Below are 24985 nucleotides of genomic sequence, written 5' to 3'. Positions count from 1 at the left end.
TGTACTGTCTGCCGGGCGGACAATCCGCCTGAAAACTTGACCTGTATGAACGCCCACTATTGGTGTGTCCAGTCACGCGACATATCTTTCAGGTTGCCCGTTGGATGTGGTGGTCAAGAATGGGCAGCCCAACATCAGTTCCCATCGTCAGGCGGTTTTCTTTGCGAGCAAGTCGGGCGATTGTCTGCGTCACTGCGGCTGGCGGCACCGCGAAGTACAAGCTGCCTGAGTCGCTGGTTGAAATATGAACAGATGTAGAAAAAACACTGGGCAGCCGCCTCTCAGGCTTTACCCGAATAAGACCGGTGGATATTGTGACCTCAGTATCATCATGGAGGGTCGCTAACCCGCTTCACCTCCCGACAGGGCGCGTCGATTTAGTGTCGCCCTTGTTTGGCCTGAGCACGTTTACCCGTGAGGGTGAGTACGACCTTTCATGCCGTTTTGGGACTGGACCATGGACAAGGAGTCACTCCTGAAAATAGTCGAATGCAGCAAATCCATTTCCCAAGCTATTGTTGCGGGCGCGCGCGTATGAGGGTGGCACGGTCGTGACTATGAACCCTTTACTCCGTATGGCGTCGATTGCTGGCGTTGAGGTTGCCGTCAAGCTCCATATCGCTAGGGGCGATGATCTAAACGCCCGGGACAACGCAGGCGCCACTCCTCTGATGCTTGCCGCCGCAAGAAGAAAAAAGGGTGTTGTGCGGCTTCTTCTGACTGCTGGAGCAAATCCGGAACTGCTCGACTCTCAAGGGGTGAGCACCCTGGCCTACGCGGAGAAGGGTGGATGTTCTGAATGTATCGCTCTGCTGCGAAATGCTCTGGATCTTCTGGACCCGATAAAAGAGAGCGAGGTGCCCGGAGAAGCTTCGTCCCCGCCGAGTGAGTCAACCTGGGCCAATGCCACAAAGGCAGATACCGCTCAGGCCTCCCACTCTAGAGAATTTGATTCCTGCAAAGCGGAGGATGAGCCGGTCTGTATGGAAGCTCAGCTCAGAAAAGTAGCTGAGGTTGATGGCCGTTTCATTCCTAGACCCTCTACCTCTGGTGAAGGGACTTTTCTGAATGTGGAGGAGTCGCTCACCGTTATACAAGCTTTACCCGTCGTTATGGGAAGGCTGTCAAACCTCATCGATATTGACGACGAACCTCTTGAGTCTGGATTTGAAAGCGACTGGTTAGCGGAGCCGGAGGCGGTTGCTCCGAAGGGTGACGATACCGTTGCCAAGGGAACCAGTGCACTTCAGGAAGTGATCGGTCGGCACAAAGCTATCGATACTGATGTGGAATGGGACGACATTGACCTGTTCCTCCCCGTCAGGGCGCTTCCGTTGGCGCATGACGAGGGCGACGGCGTCCGTGGTTTGCTACTCCGGGCGTTGCGTGAGGGGGCTGTATCCGAAGCCGATCTTATCGAGGTCTGTCGAGGCGCTGACGACTGTCGTAACGAAGAGTCTGAGCGATTGCTGGCCTTTGTTTTGGGCGATCTAGGTGTGGTGATCGACGAGTCCGGGTCGTGGGCTTATCAGCTGGATCTGACTGAGCCAACGGCCGAAGAGGAGCTGTTATTAGTTGATGCCTTGGAGTTTGCGGAGGACTTGGCGTCAGGTCGCAACGACCCTTTGCGATACTACGTCAAAGGGCTAAAAGCTGACCTGCTTCGGGCCGAAGAAGAAATTTCTTTGGGACGTGAGATGGAGGAGGCCGGTGCTCAGGCGCTGGATGCTCTTTCTGGCTGGCCAGCGGGCCTTTCTATGGTTTTCGAGGCTGCTGATAGGGTTGCTCGCGGAGAAGCTGATTATGGAACATTTAGTTCCGAGATTGCGCCCGGTGAGGGAGATGAGGAGAGCATTGGGTCAGCGGCAATTGAGGACGATGCTGAAAAAGATGAAGAAGTAGCCTCTGATCCAAGGGGGGCAGCTTTCCTCTCCGCAATCTCAGCAGCAAGATCTGCGGGCGGAGATCAAGTCCGAGTGCGTTCAGCACTTGCAGCTGCGTGCCTTTCAAGAGGCTTCCTGTTAGAGCTTGCACGTAAAGCAGTCGATCCGACGGGCGAGACTTTCGTATCTGCAGTTCGGCGCCAGGTCGGTGCAAGGGAGCGGATGATCCTCGCTAACCTGCGCTTGGTGTACTCCACTGCCAGGAAATATATGTGGTCTGAGCTTCCCTTCGATGATCTGGTGCAGGAGGGGAATATCGGTCTGATCAAGGCCGTTGAGCGCTTTGACTGGCGAAAGGGATTTAGATTTTCCACTTATGCAATGTGGTGGATCCGTCAGCAGATATCTCGCGCAATAGACAACAAGGCTAGGATCATTCGTGTTCCGGTGCACGTTCACAAAGACGCCTTGCCTATCCTGCGCCAGAGGGCGCTATATGAAAACAAGACAGGTCGCCCTGAAACAGAAATCGAGACATCGCGTCGGATGGGGATACCCATCGATAAAGTCAGATTTTTCTTGGCAGCTTTTGATGATGTCGTCTCCTTGGATGAGGTCAGCAGAGATGCTGGACTTCCTCGTATAGACAACTTGCTGGAGTTTGAGACTTCAGATCCTGCTCCTGCAGTTGAGGAGGACTCTCTTCGGGAGCTCATTCTCAAAGTTATTGGTAGCCTTGATGAGCGTGCCGCTGAGGTAATAAAGCTTCGCTTTGGTCTTGGGGGCGAGGAACCCATGACTTTGGAGGAGGTGGGGCTTCGATTCAATGTTACTCGCGAACGAATTCGACAAATAGAATCAAAAGCCTTGGGCAAATTATCCACCCCTGCAAGGAAAGAAAAGCTTGCCCTGTACATGGGCGATCAATTTGAGTGGAAGCGTCCCCCCGCACCCCCGTTCTCCTCAGCGGAAATGCCACAATCGTCCGAAGATATGCATGCTCGAGAGGTGACGTGTGATCAACAGCTCGCTGATCCGCTGAAGAATGTTTTCCAATCGTGCGAGCAGCCCGTACCGGCGAGAAGCGCTGAGACAGTGTCCGAGCGTCAATATGAGCTGCTTTCCGAGCTTCTCGAAGAGGCTCGAATGTTGGGGCTTACGGTAGAGGACGCTCGTCCCCATGGCGGACAGATCCGAGTGTCGTTCTCGGCAGGGTCAGATGCCGCTATTCGCAGTATTGCCCGGAAACTCATGAATGCCGGATTCACCCCTCATTTAGGAAATACCTACGTCAAATGAACGTGAGAACCCGATTTGCTCCGCCACGAGCAGGGGCGATGCTGGAAGCCCTGCGTGGCCTCGGTTACTCGACAGCAGCTGCTTTGGCAGATCTGATTGATAACAGCGTGTCAGCTGGGGCAACAGTGGTTCGTGTGAAATTTGAATGGGATGGGCAGGAAAGCCGGATATCCATCCTGGACAACGGCCGTGGAATGGACGACTCCGAACTGGAGACTGCCATGACTCTTGGTGCCAAGAGTCCTCTTGACGAGCGCGCACCCACTGATCTCGGTCGTTTCGGGATGGGCTTGAAAACTGCCTCCTTCTCTCAATGCCGCTGTCTTACTGTCGCATCCAGAAGTATGGATGGCCCCGTTTCCTGTTTGCGTTGGGATCTCGATGCCATTGCGGCATCGCAGGACGGTGGTTGGAAGATGTTTGAGGGGCCGGCCTTTGGTTCCGATGCGTTCGTTGAGCCAATCGAGACCCTCTGCCATGGAACGATCGTCCTCTGGGAACGATTGGATCGCATTGTTACACCCGGCTATGATCTCGACCACTTTGCGGACTTGGTCGACGACGTAGAACTACGTTTGGCAATGGTCTTCCATCGATTGCTGGAAGGGCCAAACCCGATTTTTCGGCTGTTCATCAACGACAGATTGGTGAGCCCTTGGGATCCCTTCATGACAGGCCACCCCGCTAAGCCGTGGCAATCACCTGTCGCTCAAACTCTCACGCCGTCCGGTCTCGTTGAGGTGCAGTGCCATGTCCTGCCACACAAAGATCGGATTTCTGAAGAGGAGTACCGTAAGGCAGGGGGGCCGGAAGGGTGGGTATCCCAGCAGGGCTTTTACGTATACCGGAACCGCCGTTTGCTTCTGGCAGGGGGGTGGCTTGGGCTTGGGCAGGGGCGCTCATGGAACAGAGAGGAACCTCAGCGGCTCGCCAGAATCAGGTTGGATATCCCCAATACTGCTGACGCCACTTGGAAAATTGATGTCAAAAAGTCAACCGCACGGCCGCCCGTAACAGTACGCCCATGGCTCACCAGGTTGGCTGAGGACACTAGAGAAAGAGCTAGAAGGGTCTTTGCCTTTCGTGGCACGCCAATACCCGGTCCGGGCGGTCTCAAGATCGAGCTACAAGCATGGCGTGTTGAGCGGTTCAAAAGCGGTGTGCGCTACCGCATCGATGAGGGGCATCCGGCAGTGGCTGCGGTAATTGAAGCGGTTGGCGGCAAAGCTGACCTTGTCCGGGCAATGCTGCGAGTCGTCGAAGAAACGGTACCTGTCCAGCGGATATGGCTCGATACGGCCGAGAATAAAGACACACCACGAACCGGCTTTGAGGGTGAGCCTAACGCTGCCGTGATCGAGGTCGCAAGCGTACTGTTCAATGACTTGATCGAGCGCAAGGGCTTAAGCATCGAAGAGGCTCGCAGGTCGATGCTCAGGACGGAACCATTTCAAAATTACCCAACGCTGATCGCCAAATTAGGGGAGAGCCAATGACCTCAGCGGAAGAGGCAGTAGCGCAAGCTGAACTGCTGGAAAATGTTATAGCCACCGCGCAGCGGTTGGTAAAGGCTGAGAAGGACAAATCCAAGATTACTCCGACCTTCATTGCCGAGAAGGTTCAGCTCGCGACGGCAATGTTTGCGGGCGATTCACCGCACGTCGTGGATCAGAGCAAGGCCGTCGTCACGTTGATCCAGCGCTTCAGTCACTGGATCGGAAAATCGACCACGCTTAAAGACAATGCGGGCCACTTCGACTGGCTCACTGCGGCTCGCAAGCGCGATTGGCACTACTGGAGGCGCTACGGGGACTTCTTGGAGTCCAAGCTCTCCGATACGGTGGTCGAAGGACTTGATGAGGCCACCGACGACATCCTCGGTCTGCTGGAAGACCCTCAGCGGGGAGACAGCTGGGATCGCCGGGGGCTTGTCGTGGGACATGTGCAGTCCGGCAAGACCAGCAATTACTCAGGGCTTATCTGCAAGGCCGCCGACGCAGGCTACAAGATCATCATCGTGCTAGCGGGCATGCACAACAATCTGCGTTCCCAGACCCAGATGCGGCTAGAGGAAAGCTTCCTAGGCTACGAGACGACGATCGATCGTGATCCGGGCATGCCCATCGGCGTGGCCGAGTTCGGCGAAGATTTGAAGACCAACTCTGCAACTACACGCGCGGAAAACGGCGATTTTAGCAAGGCTATCGCCAAACACTTTCACGGCATTTCGCCCGAAGAGCGGCCATGGCTTTTTGTCGTCAAAAAACAGAAGACGGTTCTTACGGCCCTGCTTAATTGGATTCAAACGCGTGTGGCTGATAGCACCAGCGCGAGTGATGGTCGTAAGCTAGTGACCAAGCTCCCGTTGCTGATGATCGACGATGAGGCGGACAACGCATCCGTCGATACGGGTGAGCAGATGTTCAACGATGACGGCACTCCGGACGAAGAGCATCAGCCCAAGACCATCAACAGCCTCATTCGCCAAGTGTTGCACGCTTTCACGCGCAAGGCCTACGTCGGCTACACAGCGACGCCATTCGCCAACATCTTCATCCATCACAAGGGTGTGACGGCAAAAGAGGGCCCAGACCTCTTCCCCAGGTCTTTCATCATCAACCTGGCCGCCCCTTCCAACTATGTGGGCCCTGCTCGCATGTTTGGCAAGATTACCAAGGAGGGGCGCAAGGGCGCGCTTCCCCTCTCCCGGAATATTGCGGATCACTACGATCCTGAGAGGGACTCGGGGTGGATGCCGCCCAAGCACAAGAAGACGCACGTCCCGACCTATAAAGGGCAAGAAACTATTCCGCCTTCGCTGTTTGAAGCAATATGCGCTTTTGTTCTGGCCTGCTCGGTTCGAGAATTGCGCGGTCAAGGGGATCAGCACAGCTCCATGCTGGTTCACGTCACTCGCTACGTAGACGTGCAGAACCATGTGCGAGAACAGATCGAGGAGGTCGTGCGCCGCATGCGCCAGAGGGTCAGCCGCGGCATCGGGGCCGAGGAGTTGCTAGGTCAGTTGCGCAAACTGTGGGAAGAGGACTTCTTTCCCATCCGAGACCAAGTCGCGGAGCTCTCTCCCGCCGAGGAGCGTCCGCCAGCCATGCCGAGCTGGGGCGAGGTCCTCGCCATCTTGCCTGACGTGCTACATGACATTGAGATTCGCTCTATCAACGGCACGGCCAAGGACGCACTCGACTATGCGACACCCGGTGCGGCACTTAAGGTGATCGCGGTTGGCGGCGACAAGCTTGCCCGAGGCCTGACGCTGGAAGGGTTGTGTGTGAGCTACTTTGTGCGCACGACGAAGATGTATGACACGCTCATGCAAATGGGGCGCTGGTTCGGCTACCGCCCCGGATACCTTGATTTGTGTCGCCTTTACACGTCTTCCGATCTGGTGAAGTGGTTCGGCCACATTGCCGACGCATCGGAGGAACTGCGGGAAGAGTTTGACTTCATGGCTGAGGCTAAGCTGACGCCGGAGCAGTACGGACTAAAAGTGATGTCGCATGAGGTGCTCACCGTCACCTCTCCCTTGAAGATGCGTAACGCGCAGACGCTTTCGCTGACTTACAGCGGTACCCGGCCGCAGACCATCCTCTTTCACCGCGATGCCCAAATCCAGCAGCAGAACCTCGACGCGACCGACGCCTTGATCGGGTCGCTAACTGGTCCATGGGAAGAGTCACCGAAATATAGCCGCGATGGTGATCCGGACTCCTGGCCAAGTGCCCGTCTCTGGAAAAATGTAGACGTATCTAAGGTGCTCACCTTTCTTGGTGCGTATGCGACTCATCCGAATGCCACCAGCGCCAAGGCCGCTGTGCTGTCGGAGTTCATCACCAAGATGGTCGACACCGGGCAATTGAAGAAGTGGAGCATCGCGTTGCTCGGCGGCGGCAATGGCGACGGCGATCCGCATATCTTCCCCGGCGGGGATCCATCGAAGAGTTATTCGATTCGCAAGACCGAGGACTCTGCCGATATCGAGAGGATTGATCCTAAGAACTTCGCTATCGGTGTGCTCACTGACCCCAAGGATGAAGGTATCGACCTTGGCGACGATGCCTGGCGCGAAGCGTTAGATCTTACCCGTGCCTCTTGGAAGCCTGATCCGGCGCGTGGGCGGGTAAAGCTGCCGGACTTCCCTAGTGGTAAAGGCATCCGCGAAGCTCGTGGAAAGCTCGGAGGCGATGTGGAATGCGGGTTGCTGTTGCTGTACCCACTCACTCCCTATTTTTACAAGGACAAAACACCTGAGCGGCTCCTCGTTCCCGGGTGGAGCAAGCCAATCATGGCTTTCGCTATCGCGTTTCCTTCCAGCGACAATCCGATCAGTGTGGAGTATGAAGTTAACCTTCTTTACTGGATGCAAGAATATGGCCCGTCCGAGTGAAGAGTTTCTGCTGTCTTGGGCCTCTCTGTCTGTACATGACTCCACTCCAGGTTGGCAGGCAATTTCCTTGCCTTCTGCCGGTCCTGTCGAAGTGCAGGCGGGGAGGCGTTCGCCGGCCAACGCCGAGGCGATATTGTTCTACTTTCCGACTGCCAGGCTGGCTCGCACCGAGAAGTTACCTGAGGGGCAAGGCTTTTCGGTCGAGAGAGCAGATTCGACAAATGATGGGGGGCTTAGGTTGGCGCTGACTCGCCAAGCAGACGGAAGCGCTGAGCTTTTCACTGCAATGGCTTGTGATGTGGTTGGAGCTATAGACGATGCCGTTGCTACTGGTGTTGTCGAAGCCAAGTTGTTGCGGGTTTTAATCGGGCGAGTAGTTGCTTGGCAGCAGTTCATGTCGCGTGGTGCGAATTCTCTCAGTCTCGAGGCGGAGTTAGGTCTGGCGGGTGAGCTCGCCTTCCTAGCCGCTCTTCTGGACTCAAGAGTTCCTACTGATGAGGTGCTGAGTGGCTGGGTGGGGCCCGACGATGCCCCGCAGGACTTCCTGTTGGGAGACGGAGCGATTGAGGTTAAGGCGACGATGTCCTCGGCTGGCTTCCCGGTGAAAATAGGCTCCCTTGAACAGTTGGACGACTCTGTGGTGTCGCCACTTTTCCTTGCGGCCGTTCGTTTTTCGCATGGGGAAGATGGACTCACCATTCCAGAAATGGTTGCTGATATCGAGCGACGCCTTTGGGCAGAGCCAGGGGCGGCCAATTTCCTCAGAGAGCGGCTCATGGTTTCCGGATACTACGAAGGTCATTCGAGCCATTACACCCGTAGGTTCGAACTGAAGGAGAGGCGAATTCTCTCCGTGTCCGAGGGGTTTCCGCGGCTGACCCCGGGATCCGTTCCTATGGGTATTACGCGGGCCCTATATGAAATCAATCTGGACCACGCCGGGGACTTCCTCTCGGATCTCGACGCGGCTCTGAGACTACTAGGAGTAACGGATGACGCTTGATGAGTTTTTCTCTGAGACCAGGGGCGAGATAGCGGTTCAGATGAGCGACGGGTCCCCCTTCGCTGAGCTCGTTTTCTCTGAAGTAGTGATGCAGCACCTCGTTGATGTCGGAATGACCTTCGAGCCGGTCGTATGTCACTTTCAAGGGAAGGTCGGCAATGCCAATCTGCGTTTGAGTGGCTATGCCATGTCTGAAGAGGCCGACCAGCTTGACCTTTTTGTAAGTCTCTACGAGGGTTTCGAAGGCCTGAAGCCGATACCCGACCAAGACGTGAAAACCGCGGCGGCTCAGTGTGTTCGCTTCTTGGAGCTCTGTGCAGCAGGGCGCATCGCCGATAAGCTGGATCCGTCAAGCGACGTCCATTCCCTTGCGCTGACGATTCGGGAAATTTACGACGGGCTTGAGCAGGTCCGTGTCTACGTGCTCACGGACGGTATCGCCAAGTCGAAGAGCTTCAAAGCCCGAGACGTTGGTGGAAAGTACGTGAAGCTTGAAGTCATGGACATCGAACGGTTATTTCGGCATCGCTCCGAAGGTAAGCCACGTGATGAGCTTGTCGTTGACTTCAATGAGGTATCCGGGTCCCCGCTACCCTGTGTCTTTGTTCCAGGTGACACCGGGGACTATGATTACGCACTGACTGCAATTCCTGGTGAGGCGCTTCGATTTGTCTATGAGAAGTTCGGCTCCCGTCTACTTGAGGCCAATGTCCGCTCATTCTTGAGCGTGAAGGCCCGGGGCGTGAATGCAGGGCTTCAGAATACCCTCCGGAATGCCCCGGAAAGATTCATGGCATACAACAACGGAATTGTATTGGTCGCTGATGAAATGCGGCTTGACCGTGCCGCAGATGGTTCGCCCGGCATAGTTTGGTTGCGGGGGATGCAAATCGTTAATGGCGGGCAGACTACTGCATCAATTTTCTTTGCCAAGAAAAAATATGCAGATACGGATCTGAGTAGGGTTCGCGTGCCAGCCAAAATCATCGTCATGAAAGAGGAGGATCCTTCAAAAGAGGAGTCTCTTGTTTCCGATATATCTCGATATGCAAATAGTCAAAATTCTGTGCGTCAATCAGACCTGTCTGCCAATAAACCGTTTCATGTCGATATTGAGCGGATATCGCTCTCGGTCTACTGCCCCGATGGTACTGGGCGCTGGTTCTATGAGAGGGCGGCAGGTAGTTACAACACTCTTCTTGCCCGAGAGGGAGTGACCCCTGCCAAACTTCGCGCGCTGAAGGAATCCGTGCCAACCTCGAGGAAAATTACTAAAACCGAGTTGGCAAAATACCTCATGGCGTGGGATGGCCAAGCTGAAGTTGTCAGTCTTGGCGCACAGAAGTGCTTTGATCGATTCATGTCCCGCATGGCTGAACTGGAAGCTGAAGGGAAGGCTTTCCTTCCTGATGTTGCCTATTTCAAGGCTGTTGTCTCGAAAGCATTAATTTTCAAGGCAGTCCATAAGGCGGCGCGGCCATTGGTACCAGCCTTTCTCGCCAACGTTACTGCTTACACTGTTGCGTTGGTCTCAAAAACCTATGGCGAGTCTTTTGATCTCGAGCGGATCTGGAATAGACAAGGTATATCTCCTCAGCTTGTTGAGCAGATTGAAATCTGGGTTCGGGAGGTCAATGATCGGCTTCATGAGACCGCCAACGGCAGAATGATCTCTGAATGGGCGAAGCGTCCAGAGTGTCGAGAGGCCATGTTCTCCCGGCCATTTTCTGCCCCTTCCATTGATATTCCAGAGGCGCGTCGGGGAGGATTGTGACGGATGTAGTTAATACACTGGTCCGCAGCCGAATGATGTCGGGAATACGGGGAAAGGACACCAAGCCAGAAATGCTTGTGCGTCGCGTCCTTTTCAAGGCAGGTTATCGTTTCAGGCTGCACAGGAAAGACTTGCCCGGAGTTCCTGATATCGTTCTTCCTAAGTGGAAAGTCGCGATCTTTGTGCACGGCTGCTTTTGGCACATGCATCAAGGTTGTTCCAATGCCAAAATTCCTTCCACTCGATCCGAGTTTTGGCAGAGCAAGCTCGAAGCTAATGTTGAAAGGGATCGTAGGGTGCAAATTAAGTTGGCTGAGGCGGGTTGGCGCCTTGTCGTTGTGTGGGAGTGCCTGACTCGAGACGCTCAGGCACTGGAGGCATTTCCCGATCGCCTATCTGTCTGGATAAGGGGCTCTGAAAGGTTTGGCGATTTTTCGCCGCCCGATATGAGTCGATGACCGATGCGACAATACCGGCGATTTTGCGTGCGAGAAGTGGCGGTACAGCGTTTCCGATCTGAGTGTACTGCTGTGTTCTGTTGCCCTCAAAGAAGTAATTGTCAGGGAATGTCTGCAGTCGTGCGGCTTCGCGAACAGTCAAGCTCCGGCACTGGCTCGGGTCGGGGTGAATGTAGTAATGGCCGTCTTTAGCTATGTGAGCAACAATGGTAGTGGATGGGCTATCTGCCATTTGAACTCTGAAGCGATCACTAAAAGGTACTGATTCGGAAGTAACGTTCTCATGAGCAGGCAGGAGCTGCTCAGGGAATTGATGAATTTTGGGAGACTCTTTACGCAGCTTTGCGAAGCTTGCTGCAAAGAGGTACCTGTGTAGGTCAGAACGCATGTGGCTTCTTGCCTCATGCTGTAACGCGCCCTTAAGTCTAGAGTCAAGGAACCACTCGCGTTGTTTGCCGGTCATCTTGTTGGGCGTTACGCTGCAAGGTATGAAGCGACCGCCACTAGAGCTTAATTTTCGGGCGTCGGTTGCTGCTTCTTTCATTGTATCTATTAGCTCGCGTCTTCCGGCTTCATAGGGGCGCAGAAGGATAGTGCAGGCCTCCTCTAGTGCATAGTGCCAAGCTTCAAGCGAGTCAGCACCTCTAGAAATTTTGCTACGTAGGGGGGGAGGCCAGATAAAGCCTGTGCGACGGTGAAGGGGGCTTGGCTGCGCTCCAACACTAAATTTTGAGGGCGCTCTAATAGAGCAGGGCATATTAATGCAACGTCAGCCCGAACTCCGAACAGGATAACTCTGTGCCTTGATTGCGGAAGGCCATAACGTTCTGCTTGGATTACGAAATCATGTGGGTCCAATGCTTCCACATCGTCAGGAACGACAAAGGAGCGTATGCGGTAAGAAAGATTCTCCGCAGGAGAGGAGAGGTCTTCGAGTATTTTTTGGAATATGTGCGAACCATTGTGTTTGGAGGTCAGAATGCCTTTAACATTCTCCATGACAAAGATCGTTGGTCGAAATTCGCGAATTATTCGTAAATATTCCTTGTACAGGAAGTGCTTCTCATCGCTCTCGAATTTCTCTTGGCATTCACGGGTTCGGCGCGCTCGGCCTGCTACTGAGTATGCTTGGCAAGGAGGGCCTCCAATTAGGACCCATTCTTCTGCACCGCACAGAGCATTGCTAATCCATTGATCAACTTCATGGTGTGAGGTCTTGCCAAGTTCTGCTAGCTTTGCCTCTTGAGCCGCCTCAAGAGCCTCTGCCGGAATACTCGGATGTGCGAACAGCTCTTCACGAGATATTTCACCACGAATATATTGGTAGTAGGCATCAGGAGCCTCGCCTTTAGGAAAAGTTCGGAACAGTGCGCGAAGGGAAAGAGTGGCGTGGGCCACTGGGTCTTTCTCGATTGAGACACGCAGCTGGAATTTGCGTGCTCCTTTTTCATGGCCGCCGATGGAGGAGAATCCCTCCCCTAGTCCACCCGGTCCAGCGAAGAGATCGATGACAGGGATGGGATTTTTAATTTCCATTGATTTAGCCGACGCGTCTAATTTGCAGAGATGGGAGGAGCGCCATAATGCGCTAGCTGGGCGCGCTTAATAAGCGCCGAATGGTACCAGGTTAGCAGCGTAGTGAGCAAGAAATGAGGAAGACTTTTGTAAGGTGAGAGCGTCTTGCGGGACTGTAAAGGGTAATCAAGCCAGTTGATCGCTTGGGCTTCGGGTGTCGGATTATAGCTTTCTACAGTTGTCCAGCTGAATCAGACAGCTGGGGCATTTTTTGTCCTGTTGCTCGAAAGTAATCGGCCGGTATTAATTTCATTGGCAGCTAAATCACTAAAAAATGATAGCTAATGTGGGGGCGGTGGCCCCCATGTACACCGTATTTATACTTTTCTCTTGAGAGTAGGCTTGTGATTGGAAAAGCTGATAAAAATCAGGCAGGCGATACTAACTGCGATTAGGAACGGTGGAAATCTTAGCATCAGAATCACCGCTAGCACTAGAGCTCCAGCGCTCGCAAGCATGCCGATGAATGATAGCAGCGCTACTAGGAATCTTACTAACACCATGGCCATTTCCCCTATTTAAAGTAGGTGTCGCCTGAAGAAGTGCCTAAGCTAGGCTTTTCTTCAATAGTTAAGCTGTCCAGCGTCTTTGCTAACGAGGAGTTGTTCGTCGTTGCCAAGCGGATTGTTGGCGGTTGGGCTCGTTCGCTCCCTGCACAAAAGAATTCATCGACGATGACGCCGACGTCTTCCTCACTGTCCTCGAAGGCGCCGTTGCCGAAGCCACGACGTGCCGCCTCATCCAGTGCGGGCTGGTCGAAGCCAGCCGCCTGCCGCTGTGCATCGAGTTCATTGGCGGCCTGCAGCGCTTCGGCCATGTCCAGGCCGCCGCGTACTGTCAGGTCGACGTAGAAGATCGGCGTGCCATGGCTTTGCCGGGTGGACTTGCCGCGCAGACGCAGCTCCAGAGGCAGGCAGGCCAGGCGGTTGCCGGAAATGGCCTGGAAGTAGTGCAGCCGGGCAGCGAGGGTGCGGATGCTGTTGAAGCCGGTGGTACGGAACACGAAGCTGCCCAGCGGATCGTCATCGCCAATGACCACGTTCAGCCGGCCGTAGGGCCTGCAGGCATTGCCTTTGGCCAGCGGACAGGCGTCCGGCGAAGGGCAGGGCAGCGACTGCATGCCGTCCTGGGTAACGCGTTTGCAGGTCTCGCCATTACCCACGCACAGCGGCCGTCCGGACTGCCGGTCGAACAAGGTGTAGTCGGCGCGAAAGTTCAGCTCCGGTTCGTTGAACAGCAGGCGTACCGGAATGCTGCGCAACTTGTCGTCCTTGCCCTGACGTAGCTCGTCATTGAGCGGGTGCAGCAGCCAGCCATCCTTGCCCTGCACTTGAGAGGTGATGGTGAATTGATCATCCTTCTCCGGCAGGCGCTTGCCGTTCTTCTCGATGACCTTGCCGATGGAAATCCGCCCGAGCACCGGCGGGGTGATAGCCAGACCTTTGAGCATGGTGGTTCTCCTGGAAATGAAAAAAAGGGCCAGCCACGCCGCGCGAACGGCACGGACTGGCCAAGGGGAGGGAAGGGATGAGGGAGTTTGGTTTCAGCCGATCAGAAAGCGTCGCGCACCGGATTTCAGCAGCGGGTATTTGGCCTGCAGGTGGGGTTTGTCCTTGAGCAGTTGCGCGACATCCAGGCCGACGCTGTCCTTGGCCTTGCGCCAGCTGATGTAGCCGCTGGAGAACTCCGCCCGACTGGCATCGCCCATGGCCTGTTGCAGCATCTGCTTGAGCTCGGTCTCGCGCTTTGCCTTGTCGGAGATCGACTGGCGCACGGCCTTGAGTTCGATGAAGGCAGCGGTCAGTCCGGCATGGCCGCTGAAGTCGACGACCTGGCCGTTGTCCTCCGGATAGAGGCAGCGCAGGGCCGCTTCGGCGGAGTCCGTGCCATCGGCCGGCGGTGGCGTGTCGGTTTCCACGTACTGCCAGAACCTGCGCTCCAGCTCGATCAGGCGCGCGATCATTGGCTCGTCCCGCTCGATGCGGTGGATCTCGAGCGTCTGGCCACCGAGCAGCACGGCCACATCTGCCGCCTGTTTGCCGGTGACGGCGAGCTGGTGCATCACTTGTAGCTGCACATACTCGGGCACGCCTTCCTTCCAGAGGCGTGCGCCGTTTATGCCGGCGGTCTTGCATTCGAGGATCTGCACATCGTCGGCCCCGATCACCTCGCGGTCGAGGTTGGCCAGCATCCAGGGCAGCTCAGGATCTGGATGCTGCAGCACGGCGTTGATACGCCGAACCCTGTTCTTGGTGCGTTTGCTGTAGTGCTGGGCCACGATGGGCTCCAGCACGTTGCCCCAGTACAGCGGGCTTTCCTCATCCTGGGGCTCGGCCTTCGGCAGCCCAGAGTCGCGACCGGTCTTTTCCAGCCACAGCTCCAGCTGCGACTTGTAGGGATTCAGGCCTACGGCTGCGGCGGCATCCGAACTACCGATGCCTTGTTTGCGGATCTGCAGCCAGTCCTCGCGGGGCAGTTCCTTGGTGCTGACCAGGCGCAGGGCCGGGTGCTTCTTGTGGGTGCTGCCGTTCAATGTGGTTGCTTTCATCGTATTCACCTGCGGACATAAAGACGCCCGACCAGCACGAGGCTGACCGGGCGCGAGGGTGGATGTGAGGGAGGGTTAAGCGGCGAGCCGCAGCGCGTTATCCAGAGCGCGTTGCTTGATCTGTGCGCCCTGGCCGAACCAAGCCGAGTCCATGCGGTACTCGTTGCTGCGCGCCCGACGTTCGTGGTCGACATACTCGGTCACGGCGTTGAGCAGGCCCCAGGCGGTGCCGCGCGCCGAGTCCAGCTGGCTGCCGCGACCGAGGCCTTCATACAGCTCCTGGACCTTGCGCAGGGCGCGCTCGTTGGGCAGTTGCTCCGGCAGGGCGGCGGTCGGACTGGTTTCGCACATCACGTTCATGAAGAACCCCAGCGCTTCGTGCCACTGCACCTTGCGCTCGGCCAGGGCGCGCATGCGGTACATGAAGTCGTCCCATTGCGAGACGGCGATGCCGAGTTGTTGCTTCACCGCCTTCGGATCGAAGCGAGTGTTGTGCGGTACCTTGATTGCTTTGCTGGTGCCGTCCAGGGCGATGGTCAGGGTGTTGTTGCACACCACACGCACGGTGGTCGGCGTGGCCGTGGTGGCCAGGGTGCCGTCGCAGGAGGTGGCCAGCAGCAGGTAACCGTTGACCTGGTCGTGGCCCTTGAGTGCGGCGCCTTGCCCGGTACGCGCCAGCGCCCAGAACTTGCGGCCGCCCTTGAGCACTCCGGCGGTTTCCAGCTCGTAGCCGGAGACCTCGGTCAGATCCCGGTAGAACTCCAGCACTTCGCGCGGCTGCACGGTGTGGTAGCGCTTGGAGACCACCGACAGCGGGGCCTTGGTGTCGGAGCGGAACAGCACCTTCTGTTCGGGGAATGAGTGGATGGCGCCAAGGTGGCCGACGGCATCCGATTTGAAGTGCACGGGGCTTTCCAAGATCTGCCAGTCCATGCCGGCTTCGCGTTGCCAGACTTCGATGGGTTGTTTCTGGGTGAGTTGATTGCCCAGGCCGTGCCAGGGAGCGGCGCCAGCGTAGGCCATGGTTTCGATGAGATGTGCCATGTGAACGATTCCTTTGGGTGCAGCCGGCATAAAGCGCTGCGCGAGGCGCGGCACCGACCGGACGAGCGAGTGGATGGAGGAGAGGGGCCGATCAGGCCGGCAGATTGAAGCGGTGACCGCAGAGCAGGCAGAGGTTGTGGAACAGGACGTGACGGTCGAGCGACTCGCCCAGTTGAGCGCCGAGCACGCAGCCGCCCACGCCGCCGGCCAGACCGCCGAGAATGGCGCCCGACACGGAGCCGAGGGAGATGCCGACAGGCCCGGCGAACGTACCGAGAACTGCCCCGGCCTGGGCTCCGGCCAGGGCAGCGCTGACGCCACGCGCAACGCCGCCCACGGTGCCGATGGCAGCGCCGACTTTCATGGCGTGATGGAAGGAAGCGACTTTGGGGGAGTAACAGCGAGGGCACTGCAATGACATGGTCTGATGCTCCATGGTGGGGACGTTATAGCAGTGATGTAGGATTGAAATTTTTCCTAATCGCAATTGTTCGGGCGGTCCGCTCCAACGGCAGCAGCCGACCGATACATGAAAAAGCCCTTTTGCAACTTCAGTCCGAGAAAGTCGTCGGAAGAGACCCGCCGCGTCAGGATAGTTGTCGTGTGAGTTGATTCGATGAGTCTTGGTCGGTGGGCGGAAGTGAGAGCTGTGTGGCGCGTTATCCGATAGAGCATCGTGAGTGGGTGGTGCGGCAGATGATGCCGCCGCGGAACCGGACAGTGCCGGAGTTGGAGGAAGCGACAGGCACTACCGATGCCACGCTGTATGCTTGGCACAAACAGGCCAGAGCAGCGGGGGCAGTGGTGCCGGGAGAGGGAAAGCAGGCCGATCAGTGGTCGAGCCAGGACAAGTTTCGGGTGGTGCTGGAAAGCACCAGTCTCAACGAGGCGGAGCTTGCCGAGTATTGCCGGCGCAAAGGCCTGTATGTCGAGCAGGTCAAGGCTTGGCGTGAAGCCTGCGAGCAGGCCAACAGTCCGGCTCAGCCAGTCAAGGCCCGACGCGAACGCGAAGAGGACAAGGTCGCGAAGACGCGCATCAAGCAGCTGGATCGAGAGCTGCGGCGCAAGGACGCGGCGCTGGCAGAAGCTGCTGCCCTACTGGTGTTTCGAAAAAAGCCGAGGCGCTCTGGGGAAAGGACGAGGACGCATGATCAGCGCCCCGGATCGCCGCAAAACCCTGCAGTTGATCGAAGAAGCCATGGTGGCGGGAGCTCGGCGAGCGCAGGCCTTTGCCGAACTGGGCCTGTCGTTGCGCAGTCTGCAGCGCTGGCGGCACTGCCCGGAGGATCGGCGCCCTTCGACACCACGAGCGGCACCGGCCAACAAGCTGGGTCAGGAAGAGCGCCGCCGCGTGCTGGAAGTCGCCAACCAGCCCGAGTTTGCCAGCCAGCCACCCCATCAGATCGTGGCGCGGCTGGCCGATCGGGGCACCTGGCTGGCCTCGGAGTCGACCTTCTACCGGGTGCTGAGGGAGGCCGAGCAGCAGCACCCGCGCGGCCGTATCCGCCCACCGGTGAAGCGAGCGCTGACGACCCATGTCGCCAATGGCCCGAACCAGCTGTGGTGCTGGGAGATCACCTGGCTGCCCACCACGGTCAAGGGCAGCTACTTCTACTGGTACATCAAGGACATCTACAGCCGCAAGCTGGTGGCCAACGAGGTGCATGCCAGGGAAAGCGCCGAGCAGACCGCCCAACTGCTGCGCCAGGCCTGTCTGCGTGAACGGCGGGCCGGCCAGCCGCTGGTACTGCACTCGGACAACGGCAGCGCGATGAAGGGCTCGACCATGCTGGCGGCCATGCAGAACCTGGGGGTGATGCCCTCGTTCAGCCTACCCCGGGTGAGCAATGACAACGCCTATGCCGAGGCCCAGTTCCGCATGGCCAAGTACTGCCCACTGTGGCCGGAGCGGCCCTTCGATACGCTGGCGCAGGCCAGGAACTGGGTGAACCGCTTCGTGGACTGGTACAACCAGGAACATCGCCATAGCGCGCTGAAGTTTGTGACGCCGGCGCAGCGGCATGCTGGCCAGGCAGAAGAGCTGCTGCACAAGCGTATCGGGCTGTACGAGGCGGCGCGCGCACTGCATCCGGAGCGCTGGAGTGGCAACATCAGGGATTGGTCGCTGGCACCGATCGTGTGCCTGAACCCGGAGCGTGACACGCTCACGCGACAACTACCTTGAAAATCGCCGGAGATTGAAATCTGAGACGTTGCGAGCGCTGAAAATTACTCCAGATTTCACGCAATAGAACCCATGGCAGTCAGCCCGGATAGATGGAGGGGCAGCGTTCTGCTTTGCTCTACCTGCGAGCGGTAGGATTCGACAAAACTGCGGCCAGGCATCCTGGGTGCCATTCGTCATGCCGCTGGCTGTTCTCATGATGGCAAATTGAACCCTGCGAAATCACATCTATTCTTCTGAATGTGTGTGGTTTCGCCTGAGCCTGCTTTGAGGATCGCAGTGAAGGTTCGGTGTTCTGAATTCGAAGTTACGGCAGTGGGTTTCCGCGTTCTCGGCGTGTCAGGGCATTGAGCGGAGCGGTTACGTAGCTTTCTTCTGGTTCGGGTCACTTGTTGTCCCTTGTCCGTCCGTTTCTCAGGATGCACGCGTGAACTTCAACAAGTGCTGGCGCTAGAAACGCCCTGGGAGACCCGTATGACTACCCGGTACCTTTGTCTTGTCCTCATGTGTACGCTTCTTGTCGCTTGTAGCTCGACGGGCAACAAACAGAATATCGGCGTACTCATTGGTGGCGGGCTGGGCGCCCTGACCGGCGCCAAGTTGTCCAAGGATTCCAACCGCGCTGCGAGCATCGCCATCGGCACGGCGGTCGGTGCGCTGGTCGGCTATGGCATCGGCCGTTATCTTGATGACCAGGACCAGCAGCGGATGGCTACGGCTACCGTGCAGACCGCCGAAAGCGGACGCCCGCAGGAAGTGCGCAATCCCGACACTGGAACCACCATCCGCACCACACCGGTAGCGAACGCCCCGACGAGTACGCCGACCACGGCCAGCAACTGCCGTACCGTCAGGCAGTCGGTCGAGTTGCCCGATGGGCGCAACGAAAGCGAAGACGTGACTGTGTGCAAGGGGCCGAACGGCTGGGAGGCGGTATGACGCCGAAACGATCGACCTGGATGCTGGCGTTGCTCCCCTTGTTCGCAGCTGGCGTGGTATCAGCCAACCAGCAGACCCTTTCGCTGCCCGGCTATCCCGGTATGCGCGTCAGCATCGACCTCGACCCAAAGTATTGTTCCGGCACCCTGCCGCTGCGGATCTACGCCCGGCAGAAAAGTGATCTGCAAGATGGCGGCGCGGTACGCAAGGCCATGGGTTGGGCCAGGGTGATAGCGGAAATGGAATGCCCGCAGGCCTACGCCATCAGCCTGGTGGCGCTGGTCGATGGAGGGAAGGTCTATGTGGCCACCGCACGCAAGGCCGACGGCTGGGTGATGGTTCAGTCCAAGCCGGCGAAGCAGCAGCAAACCACCAAGGAGCCAGCGCAGCCTCCGGCGAAGGCGCCCAACCTGGCGAAATCCGCACCCACTCCTGCGCCTATTGTAACTCCAACCGACCAGGTCGTACCTCCGCCGCCGGTGGCCGCCAAGCCAACCCAGAGTCCGCAGACAAGTGCGGCGGCCGTTGCGCCGGCGGCGCCAGTCGTCGTCCTTGCTCCACCGGACGATGCGGATGACCCCGTCCAGCACTATCCGGCGGAGTTCGAGGCAATGCGCAAGGCCGCCGAGCAGGGCGATGCGGTGGCACAGGATAAGTTGGGTACCTTTTATCGGGATGGACGGGGTGTATTGAAGGACGACCAGCAGGCGCTGGCCTGGTATCGCAAGGCGGCTGAACAGAATAATGCCAGCGGCCTAAACAATCTGGGCGAAATGTACTACCGCGGCAATGGGGTCGCAAAGGACAACCATCAGGCGCTTGTCTGGTTTCGCAAGGCGGCCGAATTGGGGTATGCAGACTCGCAAGCTAATCTCGGGCGTATGTACGCGTTGGGCCTGGGTGTCGCTCAAGACTACCAGCAGGCGCTGAAGTGGTACCGCCAGTCTGCAGAACTAGGCAGTTACCAGGGCAGGTTCTTATTAGGGTGGATGTATGCCGATGGCAACGGCGTGTTGAAGGATGACGCACAGGCATTGGCCTGGTATCTCAAGGCGGTTGAGTTGGGTCAGCCCGAGGCTCAGAATCGGCTGGGATACATGTACGCCAATGGCATGAGAGTCATTCAGGACAATGCGCAAGCCAGACTGTGGTACCAGAAAGCTGCCGAGCAAGGCGATGCATACGCGCAGTATTCCCTCGCGTTGATGTACGAGCAGGGCCAGGGGGGAGCGCGGGACGAGCGGCAGGCACTGACCTGGCATCGTAAGTCGGCCGGGCAGGGGCATGTACAGGCTCAGTTCAGCCTGGGTGACCGATATGCCAAAGGGCAGGGCGTGGCGCAGGACGAACAGCTGGCCCGGGCCTGGTACCGTAAGTCAGTCGAGTCGGGATCAGCGCTGGCGCTAGACTTCATGGGCGACCGCTACACCAAAGGTCTGGGTGTCAGCAAGGATGCGCAGCAGGCGGAGCAGTGGTACCGCAAGGCGGCCCAGCAGGGTGGTGCCTACTGGCAAGTGCAACTGGCGGAAAAATACGCAGACGGTGAAGCCATTCGCGAGGATCTGCAGCAGGCCCTGTACTGGTATCGCAAGGCTGCCGACCAGGGCGACACCGAAGCGCAACTGGCGCTGGGTGACATGTATGCCGACGGTAGAGGAGTGGAGAAGGACGCGCAGCAGGCCATCGCCTGGTACCAGAGGGCCCTTGAGCAGGGGGGCAGTGAAGCGAATGAAGTCGGGGAACGCTTCGCCAGTGGCCGTGGCGCCGTCCCTCGCGACTACCCGCAGGCCCTGGCCCTGTTTCGCCAGGCGGCGGAGATGGGTAGTTCCCCAGCCTTGGTAAATCTTGGCGAAATGTATGCCGCCGGCAACGGTGTGGAAAAGGACCCGCAGCAGGCACTGGCCTGGTTCACCCGGGCAGCCGAAGAGGGTGGCGATTACTACATGGAGAGCCTGGGCGACCGGTTTGCCAAAGGCGAAGGTGTTGCCAAGGATCCGCAGCAGGCGGAGGTCTGGTACCGCCGGGCCGCCGAACAAGGCGATGCTTCCATCCAGTGGAATCTGGGCTACAGATACGCCAAAGGCGACGGCATCAGGCAAGACGACCAGCAGGCGCTGATCTGGTACCGCAAGGCAGCAGAGCAGGGAAATGCGTCAGCGCTCAGGAGCCTGGGCAACATGTATGCCGAGGGGCGTGGCGTACCCAAGGATGAGGGGCAGGCAGAGGCCTGGTACGTCAAATCGGCCGAACAGAGCGACGCCTTTTGGCAGATACGCCTGGCCATGAAGTACGACAGCGGCGACGGCGTGGCGAAGGACGAACAGAAGGCATTCCACTGGTACCGTCTGGCGGCCGAACAAGGCGACGTTGGCGCGCAGTGGGGCCTGGGCGATCGGTATGCAGCGGGTCGTGGCGTGGCCAAGGATCTGCAGCTGGCAGTTCTGTGGTACAGCAAGGCTGCAGAGCAGTCTGTCAAATGGCAGAAGCGCCTGGCGGAAATGCAGTCCAAGGGGGATGGCATCCCGAAGGATGAGCGCCAGGCAGCGATCTGGTACCGCAAGGCGGCCGAGCAGGGCGATGCCCTCGCGCAGTTCTACACGGGCGTCATGTACAACTTCGGGCGGGGCGTTGAGCGGGACTTGGTACAGGCGGTGGCCTGGTACCGCAAGGCGGCCGAGCAGGGCGGTGCCGCTGCGCAGTTCAACCTGGGCAACATGTATTCCAAAGGCGAAGGCGTGCCGCAGGACCACAAGGAAGCGATGAAGTGGTACCGCCTCGCGGCCGAGAAGGGAAATGCCAATGCGCAGTTCAAGCTCGGGGTCATGTACGACCTCGGTCGAGGCGTGCCGCAGGACTACAAGGAAGCGATGAAGTGGTACCGCCTCGCGGCCGAGCAGGGAAATGCCAATGCGCAGTCCAATCTCGGGGTCATGTATGCCAACGGCCAAGGCGTGCCAAAGGATGATCGGCAAGCGGTGGCCTGGTACCGCAAGGCGGCCGAGCAGGGAAATGCCAATGCGCAGTTCAACCTGGGCAACATGTATTCCAAAGGCGAAGGCGTGCCGCAGGACCACAAGGAAGCGATGAAGTGGTACCGCCTCGCGGCCGAGCAGGGAAATGCCAATGCGCAGTTCAATCTCGGGGTCATGAATGCCAACGGCCGAGGCGTGCCAAAGGATGATCGGCAAGCGGTGGCCTGGTACCGCAAGGCGGCCGAGCAGGGAAATGCCAATGCGCAGTTCAACCTGGGCGCCAGGTATGCCAATGGCCTCGGAGTGGCGAAAGATCTGCAAACGGCGGCGTACTGGTATCGCCTGGCCGCCGATCAGGGGCATGCCAAAGCTAAGGAGAGACTGCAGATGCTGGCCGGTGTGGGAGAGTGAAGCGGAGGCTGCGATTCCTTTTGCATTTTGCACTATGGTGGATGCCATGGTTGGCTTCGTTCCATGGAACCCTGCGAGTTTCCTTTCATCGGTTTTGCCTATATGAGCGGAATAGGGATTCGTGCAAGCTGGACCATGATCCTGGCTTCGGCAAGCACAAATAGTTTGGTGAATTTGGCCTCACTAGTTGGCGTCTAGACGAGAGGCCATACGCTGTTCCTTGGCGCTTTTATCTGTGGGCGGGCATTCTCGAATAGCATCGTTCGATACGAACATCAGAATCTTTTTGTTATCAGCCCTCACGATGTCCATGAAGGTCAGTGGTCGTTGCTCATACCAGAAGATGTACTCGTCGAAGCCGCGCTTTCCCTCCCAGGTTACTAGCGGCCCGTAAGAGCAGTGCAGCATGCGCTGGCCGCTCGAGGCCGACTGAGCGAGAAGGGTGCGTAATTCCGAGGATGCCAGGTAGTAGGACTTTGCGAATTGCACTTCAGGCGCGAAGGGTTTGATCTCACTTTTGTGCAAAGGCGCGCCACCATCCGGCGCGCGGGCCTTGGCAGCCTCTTCCTTGGCGCGGGCATACTCTGCCCAGCGATCAGCCTCATCTTGACTTTTGCCATGATTGAGTTCTTGCCGGTCTCGCTTGATGCGATATTTTTCGTACAGCTTCTGGTTGTCCCGCAATGCCTGCAGCAGTTTATCCGGAGAACTGACGATCAAGAGCTGGCCGTTTGTGGGGGCCCCAAGAGAGGCGCGCACACCATCAACCCATGTGGCGAAGGCAAACCAGCCATCGGAAGGAATCCCTCCGTCAAGCGGACCGCCAGTGAACAGGTCCAGTCCATGGACACGGCGCGCAGATTTCTCGTTGACGCCCTCTGCCACGTAAAGCGAGAGGTAGAAGATGTCTTTCCCGAACAGCGCGTCAGCGAAGTTCCGGCCTGCCGCTTCATTCTCAGGCGTATTAGGTTTTGCCGCGAAGAACGCCTGGCGTGCCTGGGCAATTCGTGCCTGGGCTTCGCCTTTAGAGCGGGCTGCATTCTGCTGTGAAGCCATAACCTGGCCGAGGTTTTGGCCGAAGTAGTAGCTGGACGATGGGCGTCCGATCCACACTTCGGCTGCCATTAGATCAACGGAGAACATAAGCAGAAAAGCTGACAAGAACCGGGTGGTCATGACCGCCTCCTTTCACGTATGTGGTGTGCTGCCCGGGGCTGCGCCAGGTTCGGATCGGCGTCGACATGTCACAGCGGAGGTAATAGCGCAATGCTCGTTGGCAGGTTCAGGTAATGCTAGCCCAGAAAAAAGGTTCATCGCACTTTCCCGGGGAAGGCAGCCTTGATTTTCAAGAAGAAGTAGTCCGAGTCGCGGAAGCCATAGGCCATGCGCTTGATCACCTTGATGCGGTTGTTCACGCCCTACAGCACGCTGGTGTGCATCGGGAAGCGGGCGCTGGCGAGGATACCGCGGAGGTAGCGCCTGAGGTTCTTGGCGAAGCGCTGCAGCGGTGCCAGGCCGCTGTCGCGGGCGTGCCGTTGCCAGTCCCGCCAGCGTTGCCAGCCCTCCCAGACGCTTGGCACGTACCAGATGTCCTTGAGCGCATCCTTGAGCAGGTAGGCGGTGGCCAGTGACTGATTGGCCTCCAGCAGCTCCTGCAACTGCACCGCCTGCTCGGCCTTGAGGTTGGCCCGATTGCGCAGCAGCAACCAGCGGCTGCGCTTCACCACTTGTCGCGCCGGCTTGTCATGGCGCAGCAGATTGGCCTGATCCACGCGGGTACGGTCGATCACCTCGCGGCCGTAGCGCGCCACCACGTGAAACAGGTCGTACACCACCTCGGCCTGCGGGCAGTGCCGCTTCACCTCCAGGTCGAAGGCGGTGTTCATGTCCATCGCCACCACCTCGACCTGCTGGCAGCGCTCGCCGAGCAGCTCGAAGAACGGGCGTATGGCCGTAAGCACAACATCTACCAGCGCCTCCAGATCTCCAGTAATGCCGATCTGTTCCAACTGTTCATTAACTACATTTCCCGTTCTCCCAGGTAGATGCGCAGCACAACTCGCAACTATTGCGTGGGCCAGAGAGCCTCGGAGCGTACCTTGCATAGGGATATGCCTTATATGGACGCCTGAAAAATGCACGCCAGAAACCATGCGGCTTACTGGCCTGCCATTTCGTAAAAAGCGGGCTTTTTCAGAGTTTTCTTAGAGAAGCGGAAACCGCGCGCTGTCGCAGGGGGGGCTCCTGGCCGCTTCGAGCCCGTCACATCAGGCCGGAGTCGGCCGATTCTGTTGAAAAAGTCCCGCCCCGACTTTTGCCCACGAAAGAGCGTTAACGACGTTGAAATCTGGTTCGCTAAAGAAGGCGGTGCTGTCTTGGTTTTTATGTGGCGACACCAAAATCGAGCGATTTCTGAGCAGCCGAAAAGCAGCTCTCTCAGAGCGCGACTTTTTTAAACAGAATCGGCCAAGAGCGGACAGTCTGTACCAGAC

The 24985-nt window shown here is 57.9% G+C and carries 15 protein-coding genes and 2 pseudogenes; 9 read left to right on the top strand and 8 right to left on the bottom strand.

The features are described 5' to 3' along the window. Nucleotides 1–557: 557 nt before the first annotated feature. The 6 genes and pseudogenes from LPB260_RS16440 to LPB260_RS29420 all read left to right on the top strand — a co-directional run. On the top strand, nt 558–3182 hold the full coding sequence (locus tag LPB260_RS16440) for a sigma-70 family RNA polymerase sigma factor (RefSeq protein WP_208706881.1): 2625 nt from the start codon (nt 558–560) through the stop codon (nt 3180–3182). Nucleotides 3183–3220: 38 nt separating this feature from the next. Continuing rightward, entirely contained in the window at nt 3221–4678 is a 1458-nt protein-coding gene (locus tag LPB260_RS16435; protein ID WP_208706880.1) for an ATP-binding protein, read from the top strand. After that, the gene (locus tag LPB260_RS16430) at nt 4675–7584 is read left to right on the top strand and encodes a Z1 domain-containing protein (RefSeq protein ID WP_208706879.1); all 2910 of its coding nucleotides are present in this window, start codon (nt 4675–4677) and stop codon (nt 7582–7584) included. Before LPB260_RS16435 ends, LPB260_RS16430 begins: the two co-directional genes overlap by 4 nt. Further along, nucleotides 7535–8587, top strand: coding sequence for a PD-(D/E)XK motif protein (locus LPB260_RS16425; RefSeq protein WP_256625436.1), 1053 nt, complete (start codon nt 7535–7537; stop codon nt 8585–8587). The genes LPB260_RS16430 and LPB260_RS16425 overlap by 50 nt, the downstream gene beginning before the upstream one ends. Further along, a complete protein-coding gene (locus tag LPB260_RS16420; RefSeq protein ID WP_208706878.1) occupies nt 8577–10361 on the top strand; it encodes an AIPR family protein in 1785 nt (594 codons plus the stop codon). The genes LPB260_RS16425 and LPB260_RS16420 overlap by 11 nt, the downstream gene beginning before the upstream one ends. Then, nucleotides 10358–10651: pseudogene (locus tag LPB260_RS29420) on the top strand (very short patch repair endonuclease); the annotation flags it as partial. The gene LPB260_RS16420 and the pseudogene LPB260_RS29420, both read left to right, overlap by 4 nt. Before the next feature lie 13 nt (nt 10652–10664). Here the strand turns inward: LPB260_RS29420 and LPB260_RS29415 are convergent. The 6 genes from LPB260_RS29415 to LPB260_RS16390 form a co-directional block, all read right to left on the bottom strand. After that, the gene (locus LPB260_RS29415) at nt 10665–11051 is read right to left on the bottom strand and encodes a DNA cytosine methyltransferase (protein WP_371926174.1); all 387 of its coding nucleotides are present in this window, start codon (nt 11049–11051) and stop codon (nt 10665–10667) included. 374 nt (nt 11052–11425) lie between these two features. Further along, entirely contained in the window at nt 11426–12355 is a 930-nt protein-coding gene (locus LPB260_RS16410; RefSeq protein WP_208706598.1) for a DNA cytosine methyltransferase, read from the bottom strand. A gap of 553 nt (nt 12356–12908) precedes the next feature. Then, entirely contained in the window at nt 12909–13844 is a 936-nt protein-coding gene (locus LPB260_RS16405; protein WP_208706876.1) for a hydrolase or metal-binding protein, read from the bottom strand. Nucleotides 13845–13937: 93 nt separating this feature from the next. Then, nucleotides 13938–14942, bottom strand: coding sequence for a YqaJ viral recombinase family protein (locus tag LPB260_RS16400; protein WP_208706875.1), 1005 nt, complete (start codon nt 14940–14942; stop codon nt 13938–13940). A gap of 75 nt (nt 14943–15017) precedes the next feature. Further along, nucleotides 15018–15986, bottom strand: coding sequence for a DUF932 domain-containing protein (locus LPB260_RS16395; RefSeq protein ID WP_208706874.1), 969 nt, complete (start codon nt 15984–15986; stop codon nt 15018–15020). 91 nt (nt 15987–16077) lie between these two features. Further along, nucleotides 16078–16350 carry a hypothetical protein gene (locus LPB260_RS16390; protein ID WP_256625435.1) on the bottom strand — a complete coding sequence of 91 codons (273 nt, stop codon included), beginning with the start codon at nt 16348–16350 and terminating at the stop codon, nt 16078–16080. Between the two features lie 287 nt (nt 16351–16637). Here LPB260_RS16390 and LPB260_RS16385 point away from each other — a divergent pair. The 3 genes from LPB260_RS16385 to LPB260_RS16375 all read left to right on the top strand — a co-directional run bounded on the left by LPB260_RS16385 (nt 16638) and on the right by LPB260_RS16375 (nt 22493). Beyond that, nucleotides 16638–18171 (top strand): IS3 family transposase gene (locus LPB260_RS16385; RefSeq protein WP_371926102.1). Its coding sequence is split into 2 segments (ribosomal slippage): nt 16638–17125 and nt 17124–18171, totalling 1536 coding nucleotides; the frame shifts between segments, so codons are not numbered across the junction. 474 nt (nt 18172–18645) lie between these two features. Continuing rightward, on the top strand, nt 18646–19110 hold the full coding sequence (locus LPB260_RS16380) for a glycine zipper domain-containing protein (protein ID WP_208706873.1): 465 nt from the start codon (nt 18646–18648) through the stop codon (nt 19108–19110). A gap of 20 nt (nt 19111–19130) precedes the next feature. After that, complete coding sequence (locus LPB260_RS16375) at nt 19131–22493, top strand: SEL1-like repeat protein (protein WP_208709964.1); 3363 nt, start codon at nt 19131–19133, stop codon at nt 22491–22493. Between the two features lie 183 nt (nt 22494–22676). Here LPB260_RS16375 and LPB260_RS16370 read toward each other — a convergent pair whose 3' ends face one another. After that, entirely contained in the window at nt 22677–23669 is a 993-nt protein-coding gene (locus LPB260_RS16370; RefSeq protein WP_208706870.1) for a hypothetical protein, read from the bottom strand. A 134-nt stretch (nt 23670–23803) separates the two neighbouring features. Continuing rightward, a pseudogene (locus tag LPB260_RS16365) lies at nt 23804–24439 on the bottom strand (ISL3 family transposase); the annotation flags it as partial. Nucleotides 24440–24985: the final 546 nt, after the last annotated feature.

The sequence above is a fragment of the Pseudomonas sp. LPB0260 genome (assembly GCF_013388395.1).
This window is presented reverse-complemented; position numbering and strand designations above follow the sequence as displayed.